The organism is Psychrobacter raelei (genome assembly GCF_022631235.3).
Taxonomy (GTDB): domain Bacteria; phylum Pseudomonadota; class Gammaproteobacteria; order Pseudomonadales; family Moraxellaceae; genus Psychrobacter; species Psychrobacter raelei.
The window spans coordinates 2010717-2035426 of the sequence record NZ_CP093310.2 but is presented as its reverse complement, the minus strand read 5'-3'; the positions used below and the strand labels follow the sequence as shown (position 1 = coordinate 2035426).

Genomic DNA, 24710 nt, shown 5'->3' with positions numbered 1-24710 from the left:
TAAGCGTAAAATGGCCTGCATAAAAAAAGGTCGCCTCAAGTGAGGCGACCTTTTTGATTTTATTGATTAAAAAAAAGCGTAAGCAGGCTACTTTGTTTACCGCTTAATCTTGGAAGTGGCTTAACAGACGCATAAATTCAAAGTACATCCATACTAGGGTGGCTAATATACCGATACCAAAAATCCATTCGTACTCTTCTGATACGCCCGCTGCCACACCGCGCTCAATGTTATCAAAATCCAGCAGCAAGCTAAATGAGGCCACCACCACCACGAATAAGCTAAAGCCGATAGCCACAAGACCGCCAGTTTGGAACAAGAAAGGCAGGGTTGAGCCAAATAATACAAAGCCCCACTGAACGATGTAGATCAGCATGATGGCAAAAATAGCCGACATCATGATTGAGCGGAATTTTTCATTGACCTTAATCATGCCTGAGCGATACAAGCCCAGCATAACAGCAGCTGTGACAAAGGTAGCGGCCAATGCGTTAGCGGGAATACTTGGATCAATACCCATGAACATGATAGAGACACCGCCTAAAAATAGACCTTCTAAAATGGCGTAAGGGGCGGCCAAAGCTTTGGCTTTTTGGGGTCTAAATGTAATAAACAAGGCTAGACCAAAGGCGGCAAACATACTGCCAAAGGTAATCATTTGTGCCATGCCACCGCTAATACCGCCACGGATGATAAAGAAGAAAAAGCCCAAAGCGGCAATAGCGCTCAGTCCCAATAAAAAGCTGGTTTTTTGTACCACGCCTTGGACGGTCATGGTTTTACCACCCACCGCAAGTTCGGTACGGCTGACAATAGGGTTTGCCATAATCATTGAATCCTTTAATTAATGAGGTTGATTAATAATTTATTTAATAAGATGCTGTAAATTTTAGTCAGTCTTAGCTGTTTTTTACAGCCAGTTATCGACCATAATAGCTTATTTCGGTAAGGGTGGCAAAAACTGACCGCTGTAGTGTGAAGGCACAATGAGCCTATGGAGAAATCAAAAGGCCAACTGAGTTAAATGATGATTATCTATTATGATTGTTGGATGGATAACTCAGATTGGATAGCCTGCTAAATGACATAACATGATAGCGGATAAGGGCGGTTAATGACTGTGAATAATTGTGGCAGCTAGTAGAGACGATAAAAGCGGTATGTATACTGTATATGGGGGTAAATCGCGGCGGTTGCAAGATGGCTATGTGAGCGACAAGAGATGACAATCAGCACAAAACTCACCGGGCGACTAATGCAGTAAAATGGATAATGTGGTACGCTTACGCTTGTTATAATCTTGAACGATAAAGTCCCTTAAATGATGTGAGAGCTGCTGCTTAGGGCTCTTTAATTTAATCTTAATGACCTATTTATTGAAGCTGAAGCCTATGGAACGCTCTGAGCAGTCCGATAAGCTGCCGAACTTATCCGACTCTTCTCTTTTTCATTCTATCAAAAACCCAGCGTTTAGACGCATTGGCTTGATGGGTCGTGCCCGCAAACGTGGGGTCATTACCACCATTCATGAGATTGGGCAAAGAATTAATGAGATGGGATTGAGTCTTTATGTGGACTCTGAGACCGCCACCTTGCCTGACCTTGAGCTTGAAAAATTAAATAAACTGCAAATTGTAAAACGTAGCCTACTGGGCGAGATTTGTGACTTAGTCATTGTGGTGGGTGGCGATGGCTCCATCTTACACGCCGCGCAGGCGCTGGCGCGATATCGTGTCCCAGTATTGGGCGTTAACCGAGGTCGCCTTGGCTTTTTGACCGATGTTAATCCTGATGAGGTGGGTGAGAAGCTGCGCCAAGTATTAATGGGCGACTATCAGCTTGATCAGCGCTTTTTATTGACCATGGAAATCCGAGAAGGGCGCAAAATTGTGCATCAGGACATGGCGCTCAATGATGTGGTTTTGCATGCCGGTAAGTCGGTGCATATGATAGACTTTCAGCTTACCATCGATGAGCTAGATGTGTATCGTCAGCACAGTGATGGATTGATTGTGGCCACTCCGACAGGCTCCACCGCCTATGCCTTATCTGGGGGTGGTCCTATTATTCACCCAAGCTTAGATGCTATTTGTCTGGTGCCCATGCATCCGCATACCCTGTCTAGTCGCCCTATTGTGGTCAGTGACAAAAGCGAGATTATCATTCGTATTCACAAAGACAATCGTACTCAGCCCATGGTCAGTGCCGATGGCAAGCCAAGTGTGGCATTAGATCAGCACCAGCGGCTATATATTCGCAAGCACCCCGATAAGCTAACCTTATTACACCCACCTGGATTTGATTTTTATGAAGCCTGTCGCACCAAGCTTAATTGGAATGTTCATGCTGAAGAATTTGCTCTAGATGGCGAAGATGACGAGTTATAAAGAGAGGTCATCAATTAACTATTTGTTTGTATTCAATGAGGTAGGATAATGAATAAAGAAGAAATTTTAGCGGTCATGACCCCTGAGTTGGTCGCCTCTTTTCGCCAAGCCATTGAGCTTGGTAAATGGCCTGATGGCAGAAAGCTGAGCCCAGAGCAGCGCGAGACGTGCATGCAAGCGGTTATGGTGTGGGAACATGAGCATTTACCGCCACAAGAGCGTGTGGGCTATATCCACAAGCCAGTAAAAAAAGATGGCACTGTTGTGGGTGAGGAGTGTGATGTTGAGCATGAACATCACTATCCTAACTTGCCCAATCCTAAAGGCGCTATTCAGCCCGTTAAATTCCGCTCATAAGCCTTAATACTGATCGCTACTCATAAAAAAAGACCAACTTGCAAGTTGGTCTTTTTTATCACTTATCTGATTTTTATCATTTATCTAAGCTTTAGATGTTTTTTACATCGACGCTCGGGCGGGCGGTTAATGGATTGTGTTCCATCAAAAAACCCTGCCAACCCCAATGAATAAAGTTACGGATATTCGGGTGGTCTGTGCCTTTAGGCGCTGCAACAACAGCATCATAATGCTCTGCAAACAGCTTTAGGGTATCTAATTGATTTAAACCATGGTGCTTGGCAAAGCCAAATACCTTTGCGCTACCTTCGTTTTGACCCACAGCATTGACCAAGTCACCATTACTAAATTTGACTGGGGTATAGCGATAAAAGTCATCAATAAAGTTAAGCACATCATTAAAGCCAATGGCTTTTTTGTTTAGTCCGTTTAGCAGTGCAGACACGTCAGAATGTCGGATACTCATAATGGCCTCATTATCAATTAAAAAACGATCTGTTAAAAGCGCAGTGTTATACGCAATAAAAACCGTAAGCTTGGGCGCTTTGTCAGCTAAAAAAATAGCTGACAAAGATAATACGCTAAAAGCTATAGGCTATCTATTAAAAAAATCGTCATCATCGAATGAGGTAGGGAAGTTACCTTGTTCTAAATGCTGCATTTGAGATTGCATAGCACGCTCATGTTGAATGCGCTGATAAATCTCTTCACGGTGCACCGCGATATCTTTGGGTGCATTAACCCCAATACGAACTTGATTGCCCTTAACGCCCAATACAGTGACACTTACCTCGTCACCAACCATTAAAGTTTCACCCACACGGCGAGTTAAAATTAACATGCGTCACACTCCTTATGTCGCAGTAAAAAAAATTGGCAAATGCCAAATGATGAAATAGTCATAATGTTGCCCATTCAGTTTGCCCTCAATAGAGGCGACCTGTGTTTGACTGAGATATTTGCCCTAAGCTAAAGCGTGGTACGCTGTTATCTTAAATAATCTCACATAGGCCGTATTCGAACAGAGTATTATAAGGCTTTATGGGCTATATGTCATTAGCAATCCCCCTTTTTAGCGTTTTATCGGCTAACAGGGGCAAGATATTTAGTCTGACAGCTCTAATCTACCGCAGATTAGGCCTGATATGCCAGTTATTTCCTGTTGAACTTAAGTCACATATATTCAAAATATAAATGACATCAGATACAAAGCCGGCTTTAACTGTTAAGTTAAAGCCGGCTTTGGTGTATAAAAAACAGCAGTATCACTAGATAGTCAGCAATGACAAGCTAGTCATGACATATTAGCAATTACAGACCCGCAACTTTGCTTTCGCCATCTGCACGATCTAGGCCAAAGGCGGTGTGTAATGATTTAACCGCTTTTTCTAGATGCTGCTCTTTAATCAATACAGAGATCTTGATCTCACTGGTAGAGATCATCTGGATATTGATGTTGTTTTCGGCCAATACTTGGAACATCTTACTGGCCACACCGGCATGAGAGCGCATGCCAACACCCACAAGTGAGACTTTGACCACATCGGTATTGCCATGGATTTCTTTGGCCTCGATGTCCCCTTTAATGCTCTCTAAGATAGTAATGGCCTTGTCAAAATCAGGACGATTGACAGTAAAACTAAAGTCAGTTAAGCCTTGATCGGATAGGTTCTGCAAAATCATATCGATTTCGATATTGGCATTACTAATGGGGGTTAAGATACCAGAGGCAATGCCTGGATGATCTGGCACACCGCGCACCACAATTTTTGCTTCATCTCTGTTAAATGCGATGCCTGAAATGACCGGCTGTTCCATGTCGTCTCCTTCGTCTACTGTAATCAGTGTGCCAACGTTTTGGCGGAATTCTTCATCAAAGCTACCGTCTTGACCTTCATCGAAGCTCGACAGTACTCTTAAAGGTACTTGGTATTTACCAGCAAACTCAACGGCACGAATTTGCAGAACTTTTGAGCCCAGACTCGCCATCTCTAGCATTTCTTCAAACGTAATCTTATCAAGCTTACGTGCTTTTGAGGTGACGCGAGGATCGGTGGTATACACCCCATCTACATCCGTATAAATCTGGCATTCATCAGCGCCTAACGCTGCCGCTAGGGCAACACCTGTGGTGTCTGAGCCGCCACGACCTAAAGTGGTGATATTGCCTTCGGCATCTATGCCCTGAAATCCTGCTACCACGACCACATTGCCGTCATCGAGCTGTGCTTGAATTTTTTCGGCATCAATGGATTCAATGCGTGCTTTATTGTGCTTATTGTCAGTTTTAATCGCCACTTGACCGCCGGTAAAGGAGCGTGCACCGATACCCAGCTCTTTGATTGCCATAGACAATAAGGAGATGGATACCTGCTCGCCCGTTGAGACCATTTGGTCATATTCACGCGGATCAGGGTACTTACTAATTTGAGTGGCCAGGTCGATTAAACGGTTCGTCTCACCGCTCATGGCTGATACGACAACAATTACTTGATGCCCATGGTCATGCCAGCGTTTAACCCGCTTTGCAACATTCTTGATACGGTCGATACTGCCCATCGACGTACCACCATATTTTTGTACAATCAATGCCATGTGAAACCCTTTGAATTGAAAGTTTGGTTTTGCCCATTATCTCTACTACTATCGCGCCAACTTATATCGACTCTATCTGGCCAAAGTGTACCGCATGCCTTGAGTACATAAGTTATTTTAGAGAGTAATAATAAAAAACGGTCATTGCCTAGTTTATGGAAACCTGCCTTTGACGGTGCTGTGTTGGCTTAAGTGGCTGATCACTGATAGTCACTTATCCCAGCATTCGCCTTAGACAAACGTACTTTATAACACAACCGCACAGTGCCATCAAAGCATGCAACAGACTTTAATGATGGTAAATAGTTATTAATCACTAAACTTATCGCAATAGTTAATAACCGATGGCTTAAAGCAGCGCTGAGGACTGACCTAACTTAAGCCACAGCGCTGCAATTTTTATATAAATCCGTTATATGACCCATTTATATACAGGATTTATGTTGGGTCAATGGTTAGCTCAGTTGACTTGCCACCCAGTTTGGCAGCGCTTGCATCACACCGGTCAGTTTATCGCTACTTGGCGCGCCGCCTTGAGCATAGTCTGGTTTACCACCGCCTTTACCCTCAAGCTCACCAGCTAAATGACGGATAATATCACCGGCTTTGATGTCGCCAGTTAAAGACTTGCTTACGGAGGCTGCAAGTGCCAATTGGCCATCTTTTTCACCGACTAAGATGATAATGGTATCTTGTAGCTTGGATTTGATATCATCAATAAGCCCGCGCATTGCTTTGCCATCGATACCAGCCACTTGAGCAATCAGCACTTTTTTATCAGCGATGGTCTGTACATTATCCACCAAGGTTGCTGCTTGCGCACTGGCGATTTTTTGATTCAAACGCTCAATCTGTTTTTCAAGTTCACGCTGTTTGTCTGCCATGGTCTGTACACGGTCAGCCACTTCAGGGCGTTTGGCTTTTAATTGATTAGCAAGGGCTGTCAACTGGCTATCTGCTTGCTGTATATAACGCAGAGCGCCCATACCCGTTAAGGCTTCGATACGGCGGATACCGGCAGCGATACCAGACTCTGAGGTGATTTTAAACAGGCCAATATCGCCGGTACGCTTCACATGCAGACCACCACAAAGCTCAATAGAGAAGGGCTTTTGTATGCCATCTTCAATCTCAGTGGTACCCATGGTCAATACGCGTACTGTCTCACCGTATTTTTCACCGAATAAAGCAGCAGCCCCTTTGGCCATCGCATCATCAATATTCATCAGCTCAATATGGGTCTCAACGTTGGCTTGGATTTGCTCGTTGACCAAGCGCTCAATGGTGGCCAGATCTTTTTGAGAGACCGCATTGTCGTATGAGAAGTCAAAGCGTAACATTTCGCTTGATACCAGTGAGCCTTTTTGCGATACGCTATCTCCCAATACTTTACGCAGTGCTGCGTGCAACAGGTGAGTGGCTGAATGGTTACGGGCACTGGCTGAGCGAATTGCTGAGACAACTTGAGCGTCAGCAGTTTGGCTCTTTTGTAGCGATCCCATATTCACCACACCGTGATGAATAAAGGCTTGGCCAGATTTTTTGGTGTCCTCAACATTGAACACCCCTGATGACGTGCGAATCTCGCCCATTTCACCCACTTGACCACCCCCTTCTGCGTAGAATGGGGTGCGGTCTAAGACAATAACGCCTTCGTCACCTTCGTTTAATACCTCAACCTCTTTGCCGTCTTGATACAGACCGATGATGTTTACCTCTTTTTCATCAAGCTGCTCGTAGCCTACAAATTCAGTAGGGGTCTCAACTTTAATGGCCGCTGAGTAATCCACATCGAATTTGCCTGCATCACGCGCACGCTGACGCTGAATGTTCATTTGCTCATCAAAGCCGGCCTCATCGATACCAATGCCGCGCTCACGGGTGATGTCTGCGGTCAAGTCAACAGGGAAGCCATAAGTGTCATACAGTTTAAAAGCCGCCTCGCCTGAGAGCACATCACCTGACTTTAAGCTTTCAAGTTCACTGTCTAATAAGCGCAGACCTTGAGCTAAGGTTTTGGCAAATTGCACTTCTTCTTTTTCGATTGCTTTTTCGATAAAGGCTTGTTTTTCAACCAGCTGTGGATAAGCGTCGCCCATCTCTTTAACTAAAGGCGCAACCATTTTGTAGAAGAAGCTGTCTTCTGCGCCCAGTTTGTTGCCATGACGCACAGCGCGGCGGATAATACGGCGCAATACATAACCACGGCCTTCATTACTTGGCAATACGCCATCAGCAATTAAGAAGCTGACCGCACGGATGTGATCGGCCACCACTTTTAAAGACGCTTGGTTGTCATTTTTGATACCAATGATGTCTGCAGCGCTGTTGATTAAGTTAACAAATAAGTCGATTTCGTAGTTGCTGTGAACGCCTTGCAAGATAGCGCTGATACGCTCAAGACCCATACCGGTATCGACACTAGGTGCAGGCAGTGGCTCCATGGTGCCATCTGGCTGACGGTTGAACTGCATAAATACACAGTTCCAAACCTCAATATAGCGGTCGCCATCTTCTTCAGGCGTGCCAGGTAGGCCGCCTTCTACATGCTCGCCGTGGTCATAGAATACTTCAGAGCAAGGACCACAAGGGCCAGTATCACCCATGGCCCAGAAGTTGTCTGAGGCATATGGGGCGCCCTTGTTATCCCCAATACGAATGATGCGCTCGGCAGCTAAGCCAATGTCTTGGTGCCAGATATCAAAGGCTTCATCATCGCTTTCATAAATGGTCACGTAAAGTTTATCAGCGTCTAGGCCCAACCACTGTTTTGAGGTCAAAAACTCCCAAGCATAAGCGATGGCTGATTTTTTGAAATAATCACCAAATGAGAAGTTGCCCAACATTTCAAAGAAGGTGTGGTGACGTGCTGTATAACCGACGTTATCTAAGTCATTGTGTTTACCGCCAGCGCGCACACATTTTTGTGAGGTGACCGCTCGAGTGTAGTCACGTTTATCGATGCCCAAAAAGCAGTCTTTGAACTGGTTCATACCCGCATTGGTAAATAATAAAGTGGGGTCGTTGTACGGCACAAGGCTTGAGGAGGGCACATGGGTATGCTGCTTGCTAACGAAGAAGTCTATAAACGCTTTACGAACATCGGCTGTGCGTAAGAATTTATCAGAAGGTAGTTGAGTAGGGTTTGAGGGCGCAGAGTGAGTCACATGAACTCCTTAAAGAATGGCTAGTAGGCTAAAGGTTTAGTGAGATTAATATAAAAACTCATTCAAAAGTGGTTATCGCTGCCGGTATTGACGTGCAAATAAGGTCTAAAAATTGGCGACCAGAGCCGTTGACCGGGCAGCTATAAATAATAGCGACAAAGTTTAGCATATTTAACGCCAAAACATGACTATTGGCATAAATTGCGATTAAGGCATATGACTCAAGTGTCTGTATCGGTTATTCATTGGCCAAAATAGCCGCATCGGTCTTATCTAGCTCCTCACCGTGGCCGGGGCTAGAGTCAATGACCACCACTGGCATATAACGCAGCTGGATACGCACAGGAGACTGCTTGGGATAAGCTGGCATGAGGTTGTCATTAATCTGGCGCTCTAATTGCTGAGCATCTCTAGGCGAGGGGCGAGTCTCACCGCGTACCACAGCACGTACCATTTGATAGCCATCTCGATTAACAAACTGGGTAGCTGTTAGCGAGTTGCCTTGGTCGATAAAATAATCATTGATGCTTTCTTTGACCTGAGTTTCAAAGTTTTGCTTTTTGGTAATGGCATTAAAGTTATAGGTCAAATACACACCGATACTGGTCAACAGTAATAAAGGCACCGCATTACGACGTAAGAAGGCCAAAGTTGGATTGCTTTTGTAATCGTCTTCCATCAGCCTACGAAATCCAGTAAACCACAATACCAAGGCATTGGTAAATTGAATGGCAATGATGTTGGTCAGGGCCAATAACAGGGCACCTAAGCCAAGCGTACCTTCTCCATGCGCAAACAATATACCACTGGCGGCTAACGGCGGTACCAAAGCGGTTGCCACAGCGACACCGACCACAGCCACAGATAGGTGCGGAGAGATCATGGCGTATGCGCCTGCAGTCCCACCAGCCAAGGCAATCATTAAGTCCATTGACGTGGGCTGAGTACGCGACAAAATCTCATTGGTTAAAGGGGTATCTTGGTGTATAAAACCCACCACAAAGCCGATGACTACCACCATAGCGCCACCAGCAAGTACCGTCAAAAGTGATTTTCGTAAAAAAGGCATACGGTAATCAATAATCGCCAAGGCCACACCACTTATCGGGCCTAGCATCATGGCCACCAGCATAGCGCCAATGACCACTGCTGCTGAGTTAATCACCAAGCCGTAGCTGGCAATAATGGCAGACAAAGCATTCATAATAAAATACATGCGACTGGGGAGAGCATTGGCCTCGATATTGACCCGTATGCCTTGATAGTCGATATCTACCTGACTTTGCTGCTCAGCAACGAACTGCTTATAAGACTCAAGCTTGGCTTCTTTATCCTTTTTTAATTGATCCTCTTCACTGATCTCTTCTGACGGCTTATCCTCTTCAGGTAACTCAGGCTCATCAGCTTCAACGGCCGCCATGCTCTGAGTATCAAGATGTTGAGTCTCCGGATTTTGAGTATCCAGAACATCGCTATCAGAATCTGGGGCGCTTAACCCTGCTTCCTCAACATCTTCAGCTTCAGTGATCAGTTGCTTAGCTGCCAACACGGCTTGCTGAGTCTTATTACTCGGATCGGCTTTTTGGCTTGCCAGATAGTCCAAGCGCTCTTTTTCTTTGGCCGCTATTTGCTGCTCTGCTGCTGCCTCTTCTTCCTCCAAGCTTGCCACCGCCACATCCATCATAGGCTCATTTATCCAATTTGCCTCAATGATAATAAGGGGGCAGTGGCAATGAATTTTTTTATTGGGCACCGCTTTATAGCTTACCTTGTCAAAAGCATAGCTTGCCGCATTGGGCACAAATTGAAAGTACGGTACCGTAATCATGCCTAGGTTGTCGCTGTCTTTTTTGGGGGTAGAAGACAAGGGTGAGCTCATATAAGCGCCTGTGATTATCAAGTTAGGTGGGTTATATCAAAGCACGCTAAGCTATTTTAAATAAAAATAATGTCGCTTTGACTCAGAACCGTTAATTTAAAGTCAATTGGCTTCAAAATCTATCGGTGTTTGCAAAAATAACACACACGCAATGCTTGTTTAGGTCAATAAGTGTCGTGATAACGTAGAACTGGGCCATAAATATCAAAAGAGGGGGGCTGTGAAAAACAGCTGACATGAAGGGAGGATTTAAAAATTATTGATAAAACAAAGCCTTACTGATGCAGTGGTTTTACTGATAACTATTGTTTTTTGATTGGGTGAATTGTCGAACTTAAATCTATGTGTTTTTATGAGCGGTCGTGGATTTTATTATAGCATTTAGTTGGGCTTAGGTCTTTAAAAATAAGAGACCCAGCCGGTTATGAAAATAATCGTAAAAAACCTTAAAAAAAATAAGGATATGGTGTATAACTATACCTATAGACAATAAATCATAAACTAAGGTTATTAATTAAAGGTGAGATTATGAACTGGCAATTATTAAGTATGATCTGGGGAATGGCAGCGACAGTTATTATTGGCGTATTTATGGTGGCCGCCTTGGTAACTGGCTTCGATGACATTCCACATATTATTAGTACCGCTGTGGTGGGTGCTTTAGTGGCCATTCCTATTGCTTTGATAGTGACCAAAAAAATCAACCGTATTGAGTCATAATGACGGTATAAAATAAGACCGAAATAAAAAAGCCAACCTTTATTGTTAAAGGTTGGCTTTTTTATGGTTTACCACGTCAAAGCAGCGACTCGCTTAAATCTCTAATGTGTGTGGTTGTGAACGCTTTGTGCGTTTAGATAAGCGCGTCTTCTTGAATACTCAGGGTGCCTTGATATTTTTTTAATTTAAAATATAGCATTATCCCAAATAAGATATTTAAGATACCCGTCACTAAGAACAGCTGCGGCAAAGGCATTTTTAATAGATTTAAAATCACGATAGAAAAGATGGCGGAGCTGACCATAAAAATGGCATTAAAGATATTGTTGGCGCCAATGACTCGCGCTCTGTGACTAATAGGTGAGTAAGCCTGCATTGCCGCATACAAAGGCACAATATAAATACCGCCACTAAAGCCTAAGAAAAATAGATCTGCAAATACCCGAAAGCTACCGCTCACCTCAGACAACTCTGCAATACCTAATAAGCTGCCAGTACTGATAGTAAGTGCAGATAACGAAAAATATAAATCTATGGCAAATAGGCTGAGCCCTGCGATACCAAAGGGAAGTAACTTAAAGCTCACCTGATTTTTGGTCAATGTTTTACATAACAAAGACCCTGAAGCGACCCCCACTGAGAATAAGGTGAGTAAAAAGATAACCACAGATTCATTGCCTTGTAAAATAACCTTACTAAACTCAGGAGTCTGGGTCAAAAAGGTAGCGCCATAGAACCAAAACCAGCTGTTACCTAAGATGATAAAAAACAACAATGGCAGCGAATACAGATACTTAATGGTGTCCATACTGGTGCTAAAGATATTCCAGTTCACTTTTAAGTCAGGCTGTACGGCAGGCATTCTTGGAATAAATTTGGCGGCCAACAAGCCCAAAGCGGCAATCAGTAACGCCATGGCACTGACCCAATACAAATGGTTTTCCATTTGGGTAAATAAGCCGGCAAACATCATACCGGTTAGGATCGACAGGGACGTGCCGGTTTGAAACAGGCCATTGGCTCCGACCAGCTCATCTTTTTGCATCGCTTGAGGCAAATAAGCGTATTTAATGGGGCCAAAGAAAGTGGACTGGGCACCTAATAAAAATAGCGCCAAAAATAGCAGCCAATAAATTTCAAAAATCAGCCCAAAAGCGGCCAGTAGCATAATGACCACTTCTAACACTTTGATATACCAAGTTAGGCGTGACTTTTCATATTTATCGGCCAATTGTCCTGCTAGGGCAGAAAATAAGAAAAAAGGCAAAATAAACAACATGGCGGCCAAATTGTTCAGTAAACTAACTGAGGCACCTAACTTGGCCGCTGCACTATAGGTTAGAACCAAAAGCAGCGCTTGTTTAAAAAAGTTATCATTAAAAGCACCCAAAAATTGGGTAAAAAACATCGGCGTAAAGCGGCGACTGCGAAACAGGGTAAATTGTGATGCCATATGCGGCTTCCTAATATAAGTACAAAATAGTGGCTATCTCAAATAGCTCATAGTATTCATCAAGATTTGAGCGATAATTTTTCACTGATAATTATGTTCAGTCAAGGTATCATAGCGACAATTTATCACAACTAAATTAAATTTGTTTTTCGATTTATAAAAATCCGATTTGCATAGACTTGGTTCAGGCGGTAGTCTTTGCGGTAGGAATTTACTATAGAAAGTTATTCTAGATAAGAGATTGGTAATGCGTAATACACACCAGCCCCTGTTCGTGGTAAACCAACGAGCCGATAGCCTTTTTAGCTCTACTATGAGCCCTACAGCGCACAGTCGATTCAAAGTGCTGCTGCCCTTTCGCTATTCTAAAATGGCGTGTGCTCTATCTGCGTGCCTATTGCTGCAAGCTTATACCCCTATATCAGCGTATGCCGCTGCTAGTGGCACAGCCAAAGTAGATCAACCAAGTCGTGCTACTGATTCACAGCTTGAAGAAGCACTGATTGCACTAAAGCTCAAGCAAGCAGTTGAGCAGGGGCTGATTGACCCGAGTGTATTAGAAGACTATCAGCGCGAAACGCTCAGCTCTGCTGGAACGCAGCCATCCAATTCAAATACAGCCAGTGCTGTGAGCAGTGCGACAAAAACGGCCAATAATAACGGCGCCGACCCAAATTCTGACCCCATAGCCACCTTTGATCGTGTATTTGCTGACAACAGCTTAACGACTAAGCCTCAAGCAGGCACGGATTTGGCCAATGCGGCCGTCATGCAGACCCCGCAGCAAATAGAGCAGGTGCTGGCAAAGATTGGTAGTCAAGTACCCTCTGACTTTACCCAGCCTATCGCCCGTCTAGATGCCACTTCGCCGCCGCTAGGCTTTGACAATAGCTTAGATCAAAGTGCCCAAATCAATCCCAGCAACCAGCAGACGCTTGGTATAGTCGATGACTCAGAGCCAAATGCTGCCACAGAGCCTGTATATCAAGCCACAGATGTGGTGGTCAATCCTGACAGCACAAAAGCCAAAGCGGCCGAAAAGTCGGCGGAGCAAGCGGTAAAAAACACCAGTATTGGTAAAGTAGATGCTCAGATTAAGCAGCAATCAGGTGAGATTACGGATGATGTGGTAGATAACTCGCAGCAAAATGCTGCCGAGGTTGGCATTAATCCAGATGATTATTTGCCGCAGTATGAAGGCGGCCCCACTAAAGCACCAGTAGGCTCTGTTGTGACTGAAACGGCTGATGAAGATAGCAGCAAAGCAAAGCCTGGCTTTATTAAGGGGTTATATAACCGCTTTTTTAATGATGGCTATGCAGGCTTACCGCGTATTAGTGCCAAGATATATTTGCAGCAGCCTGCAGCCTCAGGCAAAAAAAATGCCCCGCCTCAGCTTGTTAAGGCAGACAAAGACACCCAGCCGGCTGCCAACATCAAAGCGGCTATGGAGAACATCACCGTCGAGTCCATTTCAGACTTTGTGGCCGTGACGCCTAGGCTGCATCAAGAGGCCATCGATGCGGCGCAAGCGGTAGGTTATTACGATATTAAGCTGAGCTTTAAGCGGGTTGCCTCAGATGAGATTGCGGTGATTATTGAGCATCTTGGTGAGCCTGTAAAAGTGAGCAGCCGCATTGTTGATATTCGCGGTGAGGGATCACAGTTGCCAGAGTTTCAACAAATTGCTGAAAAAACAGCACCCTTAGAGGGCGATATCTTTAACCATGGGGTATATAAAACTGCCAAAAGTCAGATTGAGACCACCAAAGAGCAATTTGGCTTTTTTGATGGGCAGTGGCTGAACAAATCCGTGGATGTGATTTTGCCTGATAATACCGCAGATGTAGATTTAATCTATGACACAGGTCAGCGCTATCATTTTGATGAGGTGATTTTCTTTACCATTGACAAAGACACAGGTGAGCTCACCACAGATCCAGATAAGCTGCCTGTTAAGCCTGAATTGCTGCATCAGTTACATGAATTTAGAGCCGGAGATAATTTTTATGCGCCGGAAGTGACTAAGTTTACCAATGACTTGTCTGCCACCCGTTACTTCAACTCAGTCAACGTTGAGACCATACGTCCTAGCCGCAGCACGGGCACTTTAGGTTTTGATAACTCATCTGAGCGAGCTGCTCAAGAGCAAGATACGGCCGAGAACAATACGGATGGCTTATATGATGAGCAAGGCAATCTACTGGCTGATAATAACTCAGATAAAACGGCCGAAAACGGTGCCAATGATGCCTTTAAGCCCCTTGAGTATTCTGTGGATCAAGAAACCACTGAGAAGCTACAAGAAATCACCGCCAAAGCACAGCGATTATCCAGACTACCTGATGACCGAGTGCTAGATGAAACCGAAGAGCAGGCCAAAAGCTTATTGGGTAAAATCTCCAATGCCATTAGTGGCACAGTCAAAAAGATATTTCCCGATGAGGAAGACCCTTTGGCCGATACCGACTCATTACCCAGCGACTTGGGTAAAACCTTCTTGGCGAATCGCAAAACGCCGCAGCAAGTGGCTGAGACCAAGTCGGTACCTTTGTATGTGTTTGTGACGGCGGATAAACCAAAAGATGTGGATTTAGGTATTGGATATGGTACCGATACCGGCGTGCGCGCAGTGGCACGTCTTGAGAATAACCTCATCAACCGAGATGGCTATCAGGCGGGTATCAGTGTGGGCGCCTCAAAAATTAACAAGTCCATTAATCTGCACGCAAGCCGCCCGTGGAAGCACCCTTTAAATGATACTCTAAGTGCCAATATCAGCTATGAGCAAGAAAACATCAACCAAGGTGATGGTAACTTAGATCTAGAGACCAATACCATTAAAGCTGGTATCGCGCGTAACATTCGTCGTGATGAGGGCTGGAATCGTACGTACTCTTTAAGATATCGCTTGGATGAGCTAGAAAGTGGGGTGACTGGCACTGATCGTGAGAACTTACCGGTGCCCTTTAACCGCGAAGGCGCTCAATTTGACCAAGAGGCGCTGCTGCTGGGTTATCAACTGGATAAAACCAAAACCGACAGTGTCACCAATCCAAGTAAGGGCTGGCGTCAATACTATTCTATAGAAGCTGGGTCAGATAGTGCATTGACCGATACCAATATGGCCATTGCGCGGGCGGGGGTAAGTGGTGTCTATAGTTTTGGTGAGATGAATAAGCATCAGGTCGTGGCCAGCTTAGATGGGGGGTACATCTGGGCGGATGAATTTGAAAACGTGCCTTATAAGCTCAGATTCTTTGCTGGGGGTGACCGCAGTATTCGAGGTTATGACTACAACAGCTTATCGACACTAGAAAAAGGCTATCTGGTGGGTGGGCAAGTCTTGGCAGTGGGTAGTACAGAGTACAACTATGAATTTAAACCGGGTCTGCGTGGCGCGGTATTTGCCGACTTTGGTAATGCTTATGACACCAATTTTGAGACTGAAACCAAGCTTGGGGTTGGCTTTGGTGTCCGCTGGGCTTCACCTGTGGGCATGGTACGCTTAGACTTAGCAGCAGGCGTGTTAGAGGACAGTGTGCCTATTCGATTGCACTTCTTTATTGGGTCGCCTTTGCAGTAGTGGCTATTGAATATAAAGCAGTTACCAGGCAGCCGTTATGGCGCTTAGCTGTGATCGAAATGATCAGCGTCACTGCAGTGTCATTGCCAAGCACTCGGTGCCTGCTATAAGGTTTTCGTTAAGGCTTTCATTAGCCTGCTATGAAGGTTGCTGTGATAGTGAATATCATTTACTATGACAGCATTTTGATTATCTTGTGAAAACAGGCCATTTTAACCGTAAATGGCACAAGCGTGATGGCTGTCAAAGGCGATTATTCGCCGCCTTGGGGCACCAAAGCTTGTGTTATTTCTAACAAAATTACTTAACTCATGACCACTTCGCAAACCCCGCCACCTAATCAAGAGCAAGATCCTGCCCAGCGTGATGCTGCGCGGCTCAAATACCACTATCCGCTGTCTTTTTTACTAAAGCTATTGGCGCTGTTGTTGGTGCTGTTCTTAATGATGTGCATCATTTTGTATGTCATGGCGGGTACTGAGCGAGGCACTAAGTTTATATTAGAGAAGATTGTCTCAGAAACTGGCGTAAAGCTGCAGTATGCTGAGGGCAACTTGCGCGATGGCATGTTGGTCAAAGACATCAGCATGAAAGCGTCTGAAGATGTTGATGTTCACTTCGTAAATACCTATGTCAAAATTGGCTGGCGCGCCATGTTTGCCAGAGAAGTGCACCTGCGTGATGCCGATATCGAATCTATCGTGATAGAAAATCGCAAGCCGGCCACCGGTGAGCCTTTTGACTATAGAACCTTTGAGCTGCCTGTTGACTTACGCTTTGATAAAGCGCACATCAAGAGCATCATTTACAATCAAGCTAGCAAAGATCCTATTCAAGTGACTGATATTAGTGCCTCCGACTTAAAGTGGGTAGACACGCATCTTGCTGTGGACAAAGCCGCTTTGCAGTACAGTGATGTGGTGCACATTGCCAATTTAAATGGCTTTGTGGATCTAACGGGCAACTATCCGCTAGATCTGTCCGCTCAAGTGACGGTGAATAGTTTACAAAAAATTTATGTGGATCCGATTTATGTTGATGCCACAGGCAGCTTAAAGCGTACTTATGGCACCTTACGCAGTAAATATAATGACAGCAATGTCAAGGGTAACTTTACGGTTCAAGGTTTAGATGACAATGCCCCCTTCGATGCTAAGCTGACTTGGGATGAGATTACCTTGCCTTATGCTGAAGGCCAAAATATTAAATTACAGGCAGGTTTGGCCATCGCTTCAGGGGTGTTATCAGATATTGAGCTGCGTATTAACAGTCAGTTGTCAGCTAAGGACATCCCAAGTGGTCGCTATCAAGCGCGTGCCAATATCATAGACACCAAACAGATGCATGTCCATCAGCTTACCGCTAAGACGCCAGAAGGTGACTTATTGGCCAAAGGCGTGCTTGACTGGGAAGACAGTTTCACCACCCAAGCTTTAATTTACAGCAGTAATTATAAAGTACGTACTTTATTACCTAAAGCGGCAGCACCTTACGCACCTGAGCGCTTAGATGGCCGATTGGCTGTGGTATATAATCTAAAAAATAAAGACGGCTTAATGCAAATTAATGCCAGCCTGCGTCAACGTGACGGCGAGATTCTAAAAGCCAAAGTCGTACAAGGCGCCACACCTAAGAACCCAAGATTCGCTGCGCCTTGGTATGTGGATGCCAATTGGCAACATTTACGCCGCCGTAATGTGCCTCAAGTGGGCGATATTGACAGTCCTATTGGTAAGGCCAATGTGCAGCTGCGTGATGAGCATCTGTGGGTTGATGCCGATGCCCAGATTAATAAATTAAATGCCGCACCTGCGGGCGATTACAAAGTCAAGCTCGATAAGCTGGGTGATCGCATTAATATCAATGCCTTTGATTATGATGGGGTGATGGGTGATTTGGTGGGTAATGGCAGTATTGTACTGGCCAACCAAAACAATCCGTTAACCTGGGCGATTAATGCCAAAACCCAGCAGCTTAAACCGAAAGTGTTTAATAACAGCTTACCGGTCAGCAATCTTGTGGGTAGCATCAATGCATCAGGAAAAATGATCGACATACGTCGCCGTGTCAATGGCAAGCTGGTGACCGGTCAGCGCCATGTCTTTACCATCAATTCTAGTGACTTAGACTCACTATTAACCGCACAAGTTACCCGCACTGATCCTGCAACTCAAAAAACCATTACTGAAAATCGCCATGTGGCCATCCAAGGCAAGGGCGATGGGTCAGTAGAGCTGATTGCAGGCGATTTGCAGCAGTTTGATGCGCGCTTTAACGGCCAACTCACCACCCAAGGGCTGCCTCAAGGTAACCTTATCGTTGATGCCAATGGCACACCCACTAATATCAATATTAAATCTTTTAGTCACAAGGGTGAGGCGGGCAGCATCAGTGCTGCCGGAAATGTCAACTTAGCAGATGGTATTAAGTGGGATGTAAAAGCCAACACGCAGAACTTTAATTTTGGCTCATTCACACCACAAACCGAGGGCGTCGTCTCAGGCAGTCTAGTAACCTCCGGTCAGTGGCGAGATAACAACACCAAATTCGGGGATTTACGCGCGTTAGATGTCAAGTTTGATGGCTCTATTGATACGCCGCAATTGCCCAAAGGTCGGCTTAAGCTGGATGCTTTTGGTAATGCTAAGGCCATTACCATCAGAAACCTAAGCCATGTGGGTGAAGCAGGCAGTATCAATGCGACAGGTAATGTAGGCCTAAGCGATGGCATTAAATGGGATATCAAAGCGCATACTGAGAACTTCAATGTTGGCTTTTTTGCGCCGCAAACCGAAGGGATTGTCTCAGGCGATTTGGTCACCTCCGGTCAATGGCGTGATAACCAGACTAAGCTTGGCGATCTGCGTGCTTTTGATGTTAAATTCGGTGGCTTTATCGATACGCCGCAGTTGCCCAAAGGGCGCTTGCAGCTTGATGCCAATGGTAATGCTCAGGTCATTAATATTAAAAACCTAAGCCATGTGGGCGAAGCAGGTAGCTTGATTGCTAAAGGTAGCGTGGATGTCAAAAATGGTGTCGCTTGGAATATCAATGCGGCAATGGAGGACTTCAATTTAGGCTACTTTGTTAAAGATGTGCCCAGCAATATTACCGGACGCATCTCTAGCACTGGGCTTTGGAAAGATACCGTACAGCGTATCAATATCAGCCAGATGGCGCTACGTGGCCAAATTAACGGTGAACCGTTATTGGCGCAAGGCAGCTTAAATAGCACCTTGCATTTGCCCAAAGATATGGCTCAATATTTACAAGTGCTCAAAGCTGCCGATAGCAATACCCAGCTCCAAAAAGTCAAAAGTGTGATTGAGACGCTCAACGCTGATAATCTCATGGTGCAGTGGGGGGATAACCAAGTTGTTGCTAATGGCGATGCACAAAACTTAGATGCCAAAGTCAATATTCGCAACTTAAGTCAAATCAGCAGAGACTTCGCCGGTAGTGTGATTGGTGGATTAACCCTTGTGCAGTCTGCAGGTCAGGCACTGCCCACCATTTATGTGGATTTGAGTGGGGAGAAGCTGGCTTTACCGGGGATATTGTTACAAAAAGGCGTTATTAAAGGCAAGATTGTCGATTTCGCTAAGAGTCCCAGTAATCTGGTGATCCTTGCTGATGGTCTTCAAGCCTCCGGCAGTCAGTTTGAAAATATCTATGCGGTATTTAATGGTACCGAGCTTGATCATACCTTGACGCTTAAAGCACAGACCAGTCGTGCCAATAATGAGGTAAGCATTGCTGCCACAATAAAAGGTGCCTTTGATCGTAAAAATATGGGCTGGCGCGGTGTGGTCGGTAACGGTGAGGTTTCAACCGAATACGTGACCTTGGCACAAAGCCAGCCGGCACAGCTGATTGCCTCATTTGGCGGTAGTACACCTAAGATACAACTGGCAGCGCACTGCTGGGCTGCTACCGATGAGTCAGGTAAGGTGTGTCTGCGGGAGAATTTGGTGGCCTCTAGTGAACAAGGTCAGGTCAATTTAGCCATACAGCAAATTGACACCACTTTATTTGCGCCTTTTTTACCAAAAGATTTAAGTTGGAACGCCGCTTTAAATGGTAAAGCAGTGATGGAATGGGGCAAAGGCGTTAAGCCCACCATCAATGCCACGTTGTACTCGGACAATGGCAACATAGGCATGATACAAGATGGCTATAGCGACCCCATTACCTTACCTTATAAGCGCATATCGTTAATTGTTCGCTCCTTTGAGGAAGGCTTAAAGGTACGTACCGATATCGATAGTGGTAATGGTGCTAAAGGTTATGCTGATGTGGTGGTAGACCCGTATAAAGAGGGCAAGCCATTATCGGGTGCCTTGGTATTAAACGAGTTTAATTTAGCGATTTTAAAACCTTTCTTTCCAGGCATGCGTAAGCTTGGCGGCAATATAACGCTGGCAGGTGGTTTGGGTGGCACTTTATCTAGCCCAGTCTTTTATGGTGACGTCAACTTAAAAGATGCCACGGTTGCCATGCTTGATTTGCCAGTGAACCTCACCAATATTAATGCCAAAGCAAAAATACGCGGCCAAAGCGCCACTTTAAATGGCACCTTTATGAGTGGTGAAGGTCAGGGCGACTTAAGCGGTACCATAGATTGGCAGCAAGAGTTACAAGCTAAAATTCGAGTTACCGGTGAGCGGTTGGTGCTTACTCAGCCGCCGTTATTGTTCGCTGAGGTTAATCCTGACTTTAATATCATCATTAAGCCGCAGCAGCAATACGTTAATATCGTGGGTGCAGTCTCAGTACCCACAGCCACCATCAGACCGCCTGAGGCCAACCAAGAAGTGGTGACCAAATCAGAAGATGTGGTGGTGTTAGATCGTCAGCTTATCGGCAATATCGATGAGGTACTGGCCATCTCTAAGCCGTGGTCTATTAATGCTGATATAGGGGTAGACTTAGGCAGCAATGTTAACTTCCGCGGCTTTGGCGCCGTTCTACCGCTGGCAGGCGCAGTACATATCACCCAGCAAGGTCAAGGGGTGATGAATGCGCTGGGTGTGGTGCAGGTGAGTCGCCGTAGTACCATTGATGCCTTCGGTCAAAATCTCGAGCTTAACTATGCCCAAATACGCTTTAATGGCGATGTGACCAATCCACGCTTGAGCATCGAGGCGGCCAAAGATATCGAGAGCAGCACTGTGGGTGTGCGTGTCAAGGGACGTGTCTCTGATCCAAACATTGTGGTATTTAACGATGCCGGCTTAACGCAGCAGCAAGCAATGAATGCACTGGTGACTGGCCGTATTTCAAACTCAGGCGCCACTCAGATTAGTGAAGAGGGCTTTAAGTCGGAGGTAACCAATAACTTAGCCGCCGCCGGGTTAAGCTTAGGCTTAAGCGGTACCCGTAGCCTGACCAATACCATAGGCGATGCCTTTGGCTTTGAGCGCTTGACCATCGATGCTTCAGGCACCGATAGCGACACCAACGTTAACGTAACCGGCTATATTACCCCAGACTTATATATCCGATATGGGGTAGGCGTATTTAATGCACAAAGCAGCTTGTCGCTGCGTTATCAGTTGACGCGGCGTATTTATGTAGAGGCGACCTCCGCATTAGAAAATGCAGTGGATGTGGTGTATAGCTTTAGGTTTTAAATAAATCACAGACAAAAAAAGAAGGGACAATTAATTTGTCCCTTCTTTTTTATCACCTGTCTTGTGCCAATATTAGACGATACTCTCATTATGAGCTAAGCCCCTATGCAGGGGCTTAATGGAATAAATTATTTGGTCAAAATCAACCGATTATTGCGGGTAAGTCGTAAACGGTATTCTTCACCCTCATGTTGAATTCGCACCTCTTTGGTGAGTGCAAATAGATGCTCTGATTGCAGCATAGGCAGCTGGTTGTCACGAAGGCGTAGTGCACGAGAGATAATAGTAGCCATGGGGTCATCCTTTATATTATGGTTAACAAAAATTGTATTTTAAATAACACTTAACAAAATGATACCTAAATTAAGTTTTGAGGTACGGTGTAAAATCATCATCAAAAAATAGATCAAATGTCTATTTGATAATGATTATCATTAACTTCATTATTATTTATTATAAACGTCATTGCAAGCACTTTTTTATTTAAAATTATTGAGTGACAAATAATGTGTCAACAGCATCCGGAGAGCGCATGAAGTATATCGATGTGGCCGTGGCCGTCATCCATTATCAAGAAAAGTATTTGCTGGGCTATCGCGGCAGCCATCAGCACCAAGGGGATCGCTATGAATTTGTGGGGGGTAAAATAGAAGCCAGTGAGCAACCTAAGCAAGCACTGATACGTGAGGTGTATGAAGAGATTGGTCTTGATATTACAAGCGATGGCTGTATCAATCCGCTTGGGGTACTGCGTCATGAGTATCTGGATATATCAGATACTGATCGTTCAAAAACGGTATGCCTGCATGTGTTTCGAGTACAGCTTAGCCCTGATCAATTCGCTGTCTTTAGGGACAAAACACAAGGCTGTGAGGGACAGCGCTTGCACTGGGTCAGTAAACAACGTCTACTGGACAATCAGTATGTGCTACCTGAAGCCAATCAAAGTATCTTGCAGTGGTTACGCCTAGATGATGTGATCTGTATTACCAATCAGTTGTCCTTTAATGACACCCAAGGGTTAGATGCAGTCACCGAACAAAGCCTAGTACAGTGGCTTGAGTATCACCATCAAAGCCTACCGCAGTCAGCGACGGTCTATGTGCGTTTGGCGTCCAGCAGCTTAAAGCAGCAGGGACGTGTTGTACTTAAGCTGTGTGCTAGGCGTACAGACTTAAACGTAATCATCCAGCAGCCTTTAGCAGATTATCTATCACAGACCAATAAGCTGCCTGTGCAAGTTATCGCCCAGCACCTAACACAAGCCATGCTAGAGCACCAACTACAGCAACTACAGCACGGCAAAAACACCTCGATATCACAGCTAAGCTTACCCATCACCGTAAGCTGTCACAGTCAGTATCAGATACAGGCAGTCAATATACTGGCGCAATATCAGCTCAATCATAAGCTGGCGCCTGTGATTGGTGCGTATTTATCTCCTGTTCAGCCCACACAGACCCACCCAGAGCAACCCTGTTTGGGCTGGGAGCAGTTTGCAATATTGGCTGAGCACTGTGAAGTACCTGTGATTGCTCTAGGCGGACTGGCGCCCCAAGATTTGGCGACAGTAAGGCGCAATAATGGAGATAAAGTAGCAGGAATACGCCAATTTTTAACGCAAGAACACCAAAAGATTTAAAACAGTATAGGCAGTTTACAAACCGTAGCGTATTACTACATTTTGGGGATAGTAAAGCACAAGGGGCAACCCTAGAATGTTGTTATGGCAAAGAGCGGCACTGTAGATGAAGATGAATAAATCAGCCAAGTTAAAGACAAGTGCTGAACTGAAGTAAAAGACAAGTTAAACGTAAAAACAGTGGATGGCTTGCCAAAATAATAGAAGATTATTATGACATTTTTAAGTCAAAAACCCTCATTTTTCAAATTAATAGACAACAGATACCCTTATGAATAAATATCATCATGACGTCTCAGAAAGAGCCTTTATGAAGGCGTTACTCAAGCATACAGGTATAGCTTTGGCATTGTTGGTTCCCTTAGCGGCCTATTCTACGTTTTCACATGCCGAAACAGGCAATATGGTCACGCCAGCGACGGCCGCGACCACCCCGCACTCTGTGCCCAGTGTTGATTTAAATAAATACGCAGGTCAGTGGTATGAGATCGCACGCCTGCCTATGTATTTTCAGCGCAACTGTGCCTCAGATGTGACCGCCACTTATAATCTTAATCAAACAGACGCTGGCAAGATTGAGTCTGTGGATGTGATTAATCAGTGTAAAAAAGCAGATGGCTCAATGATGAGTGCTACGGGAATTGCTAAGCCAGCCAATGAATCCGGTAGCCAGCTCAAGGTGACTTTTTTACCCAGCTGGCTTAGATGGCTGCCGGTGGGTAAAGCGGATTATTGGGTATTAGCACTTGATGCAGATTATAAGAGTGCGTTAGTGGGCACGCCAGATAATAAGTATCTGTGGATCTTGTCACGTACACCCACCTTATCGCAAAGCACTTATGATAAGTATGTAAATACGGCAAAAATCCAAGGCTATGATGTTAGTAAACTTGAAATTACCTCACACAGTGGAGCGGCACAAACGGTAACACAGTAGTCCTCTTTTTGGCCATTGCTGCTGTCAGTGATGGCCTTGTGCTAAGCTATTGGCTACTCCTCATGTTGTCATCAACACGCTGCTTGTGGCTAAAAGCCACTGCAAATCTTACTAAGCTGGTATGAATTGACGGTATCTGACTGGCTAAAATCGGCAAGATGATTTAAAATTACCCAGAATAATAAAGCTGCTGCTCATTTTAAGGATATTTGTCGTTAAGACTCAGACAAAGCCATCAAAATCTTATATTTGGTTACTAAGCTCCGAGGCTAAGTCGTAACTTAAAATGGCGAGCAGCGCAGATCGATAAATACCCATTTTCACTTCATTTACCCCTTCACTTCATTTACCCAA

At 45.0% G+C, this 24710-nt stretch carries 15 protein-coding genes; 7 read left to right on the top strand and 8 right to left on the bottom strand.

What is annotated here, in order from left to right:
• Positions 1-103 precede the first annotated feature (103 nt).
• A complete protein-coding gene (locus MN210_RS08485; RefSeq protein ID WP_155587028.1) occupies positions 104-826 on the bottom strand; it encodes a Bax inhibitor-1/YccA family protein in 723 nt (240 codons plus the stop codon).
• Positions 827-1364: 538 nt separating this feature from the next.
• On the opposite strand from MN210_RS08485, the gene MN210_RS08480 reads away from it, so the two are divergent.
• Both MN210_RS08480 and MN210_RS08475 read left to right on the top strand, forming a co-directional pair.
• Complete coding sequence (locus MN210_RS08480; RefSeq protein ID WP_011960838.1) at positions 1365-2387, top strand: NAD(+) kinase; 1023 nt, start codon at positions 1365-1367, stop codon at positions 2385-2387.
• A gap of 48 nt (positions 2388-2435) precedes the next feature.
• Complete coding sequence (locus MN210_RS08475) at positions 2436-2744, top strand: YeaC family protein (protein WP_011960837.1); 309 nt, start codon at positions 2436-2438, stop codon at positions 2742-2744.
• A gap of 91 nt (positions 2745-2835) precedes the next feature.
• Here MN210_RS08475 and MN210_RS08470 read toward each other — a convergent pair whose 3' ends face one another.
• The 5 genes from MN210_RS08470 to MN210_RS08450 all read right to left on the bottom strand — a co-directional run bounded on the left by MN210_RS08470 (position 2836) and on the right by MN210_RS08450 (position 10385).
• Positions 2836-3210 (bottom strand): HopJ type III effector protein, encoded by a 375-nt coding sequence (locus MN210_RS08470; protein WP_011960836.1) that lies wholly within the window; start codon positions 3208-3210, stop codon positions 2836-2838.
• 129 nt (positions 3211-3339) lie between these two features.
• Positions 3340-3585, bottom strand: coding sequence for a carbon storage regulator CsrA (gene csrA, locus MN210_RS08465; RefSeq protein WP_011960835.1), 246 nt, complete (start codon positions 3583-3585; stop codon positions 3340-3342).
• Positions 3586-4055: 470 nt separating this feature from the next.
• The gene (locus MN210_RS08460; protein ID WP_011960834.1) at positions 4056-5339 is read right to left on the bottom strand and encodes an aspartate kinase; all 1284 of its coding nucleotides are present in this window, start codon (positions 5337-5339) and stop codon (positions 4056-4058) included.
• Positions 5340-5794: 455 nt separating this feature from the next.
• Entirely contained in the window at positions 5795-8506 is a 2712-nt protein-coding gene (gene alaS / locus MN210_RS08455; protein WP_338412045.1) for an alanine--tRNA ligase, read from the bottom strand.
• A gap of 238 nt (positions 8507-8744) precedes the next feature.
• Positions 8745-10385 carry a DUF389 domain-containing protein gene (locus MN210_RS08450; protein ID WP_155587027.1) on the bottom strand — a complete coding sequence of 547 codons (1641 nt, stop codon included), beginning with the start codon at positions 10383-10385 and terminating at the stop codon, positions 8745-8747.
• Between the two features lie 528 nt (positions 10386-10913).
• Here MN210_RS08450 and MN210_RS08445 point away from each other — a divergent pair.
• Complete coding sequence (locus tag MN210_RS08445; RefSeq protein WP_011960831.1) at positions 10914-11105, top strand: hypothetical protein; 192 nt, start codon at positions 10914-10916, stop codon at positions 11103-11105.
• 133 nt (positions 11106-11238) lie between these two features.
• Here MN210_RS08445 and MN210_RS08440 read toward each other — a convergent pair whose 3' ends face one another.
• Entirely contained in the window at positions 11239-12558 is a 1320-nt protein-coding gene (locus MN210_RS08440; RefSeq protein ID WP_011960830.1) for an MFS transporter, read from the bottom strand.
• A gap of 247 nt (positions 12559-12805) precedes the next feature.
• Between MN210_RS08440 and MN210_RS08435 the strand changes: the two genes are divergently transcribed.
• A complete protein-coding gene (locus tag MN210_RS08435) occupies positions 12806-16144 on the top strand; it encodes a BamA/TamA family outer membrane protein (protein WP_338412044.1) in 3339 nt (1112 codons plus the stop codon).
• A 311-nt stretch (positions 16145-16455) separates the two neighbouring features.
• On the top strand, positions 16456-21777 hold the full coding sequence (locus MN210_RS08430; RefSeq protein ID WP_338412043.1) for a translocation/assembly module TamB domain-containing protein: 5322 nt from the start codon (positions 16456-16458) through the stop codon (positions 21775-21777).
• A gap of 128 nt (positions 21778-21905) precedes the next feature.
• Here MN210_RS08430 and hemP read toward each other — a convergent pair whose 3' ends face one another.
• A complete protein-coding gene (gene hemP, locus MN210_RS08425; protein WP_011960827.1) occupies positions 21906-22070 on the bottom strand; it encodes a hemin uptake protein HemP in 165 nt (54 codons plus the stop codon).
• A gap of 215 nt (positions 22071-22285) precedes the next feature.
• Between hemP and MN210_RS08420 the strand changes: the two genes are divergently transcribed.
• Together MN210_RS08420 and MN210_RS08415 are read left to right on the top strand one after the other, a co-directional pair.
• Entirely contained in the window at positions 22286-23419 is a 1134-nt protein-coding gene (locus tag MN210_RS08420) for an NUDIX domain-containing protein (protein ID WP_338412042.1), read from the top strand.
• Between the two features lie 310 nt (positions 23420-23729).
• The gene (locus MN210_RS08415; RefSeq protein ID WP_338412838.1) at positions 23730-24356 is read left to right on the top strand and encodes a lipocalin family protein; all 627 of its coding nucleotides are present in this window, start codon (positions 23730-23732) and stop codon (positions 24354-24356) included.
• Positions 24357-24710 lie beyond the last annotated feature (354 nt).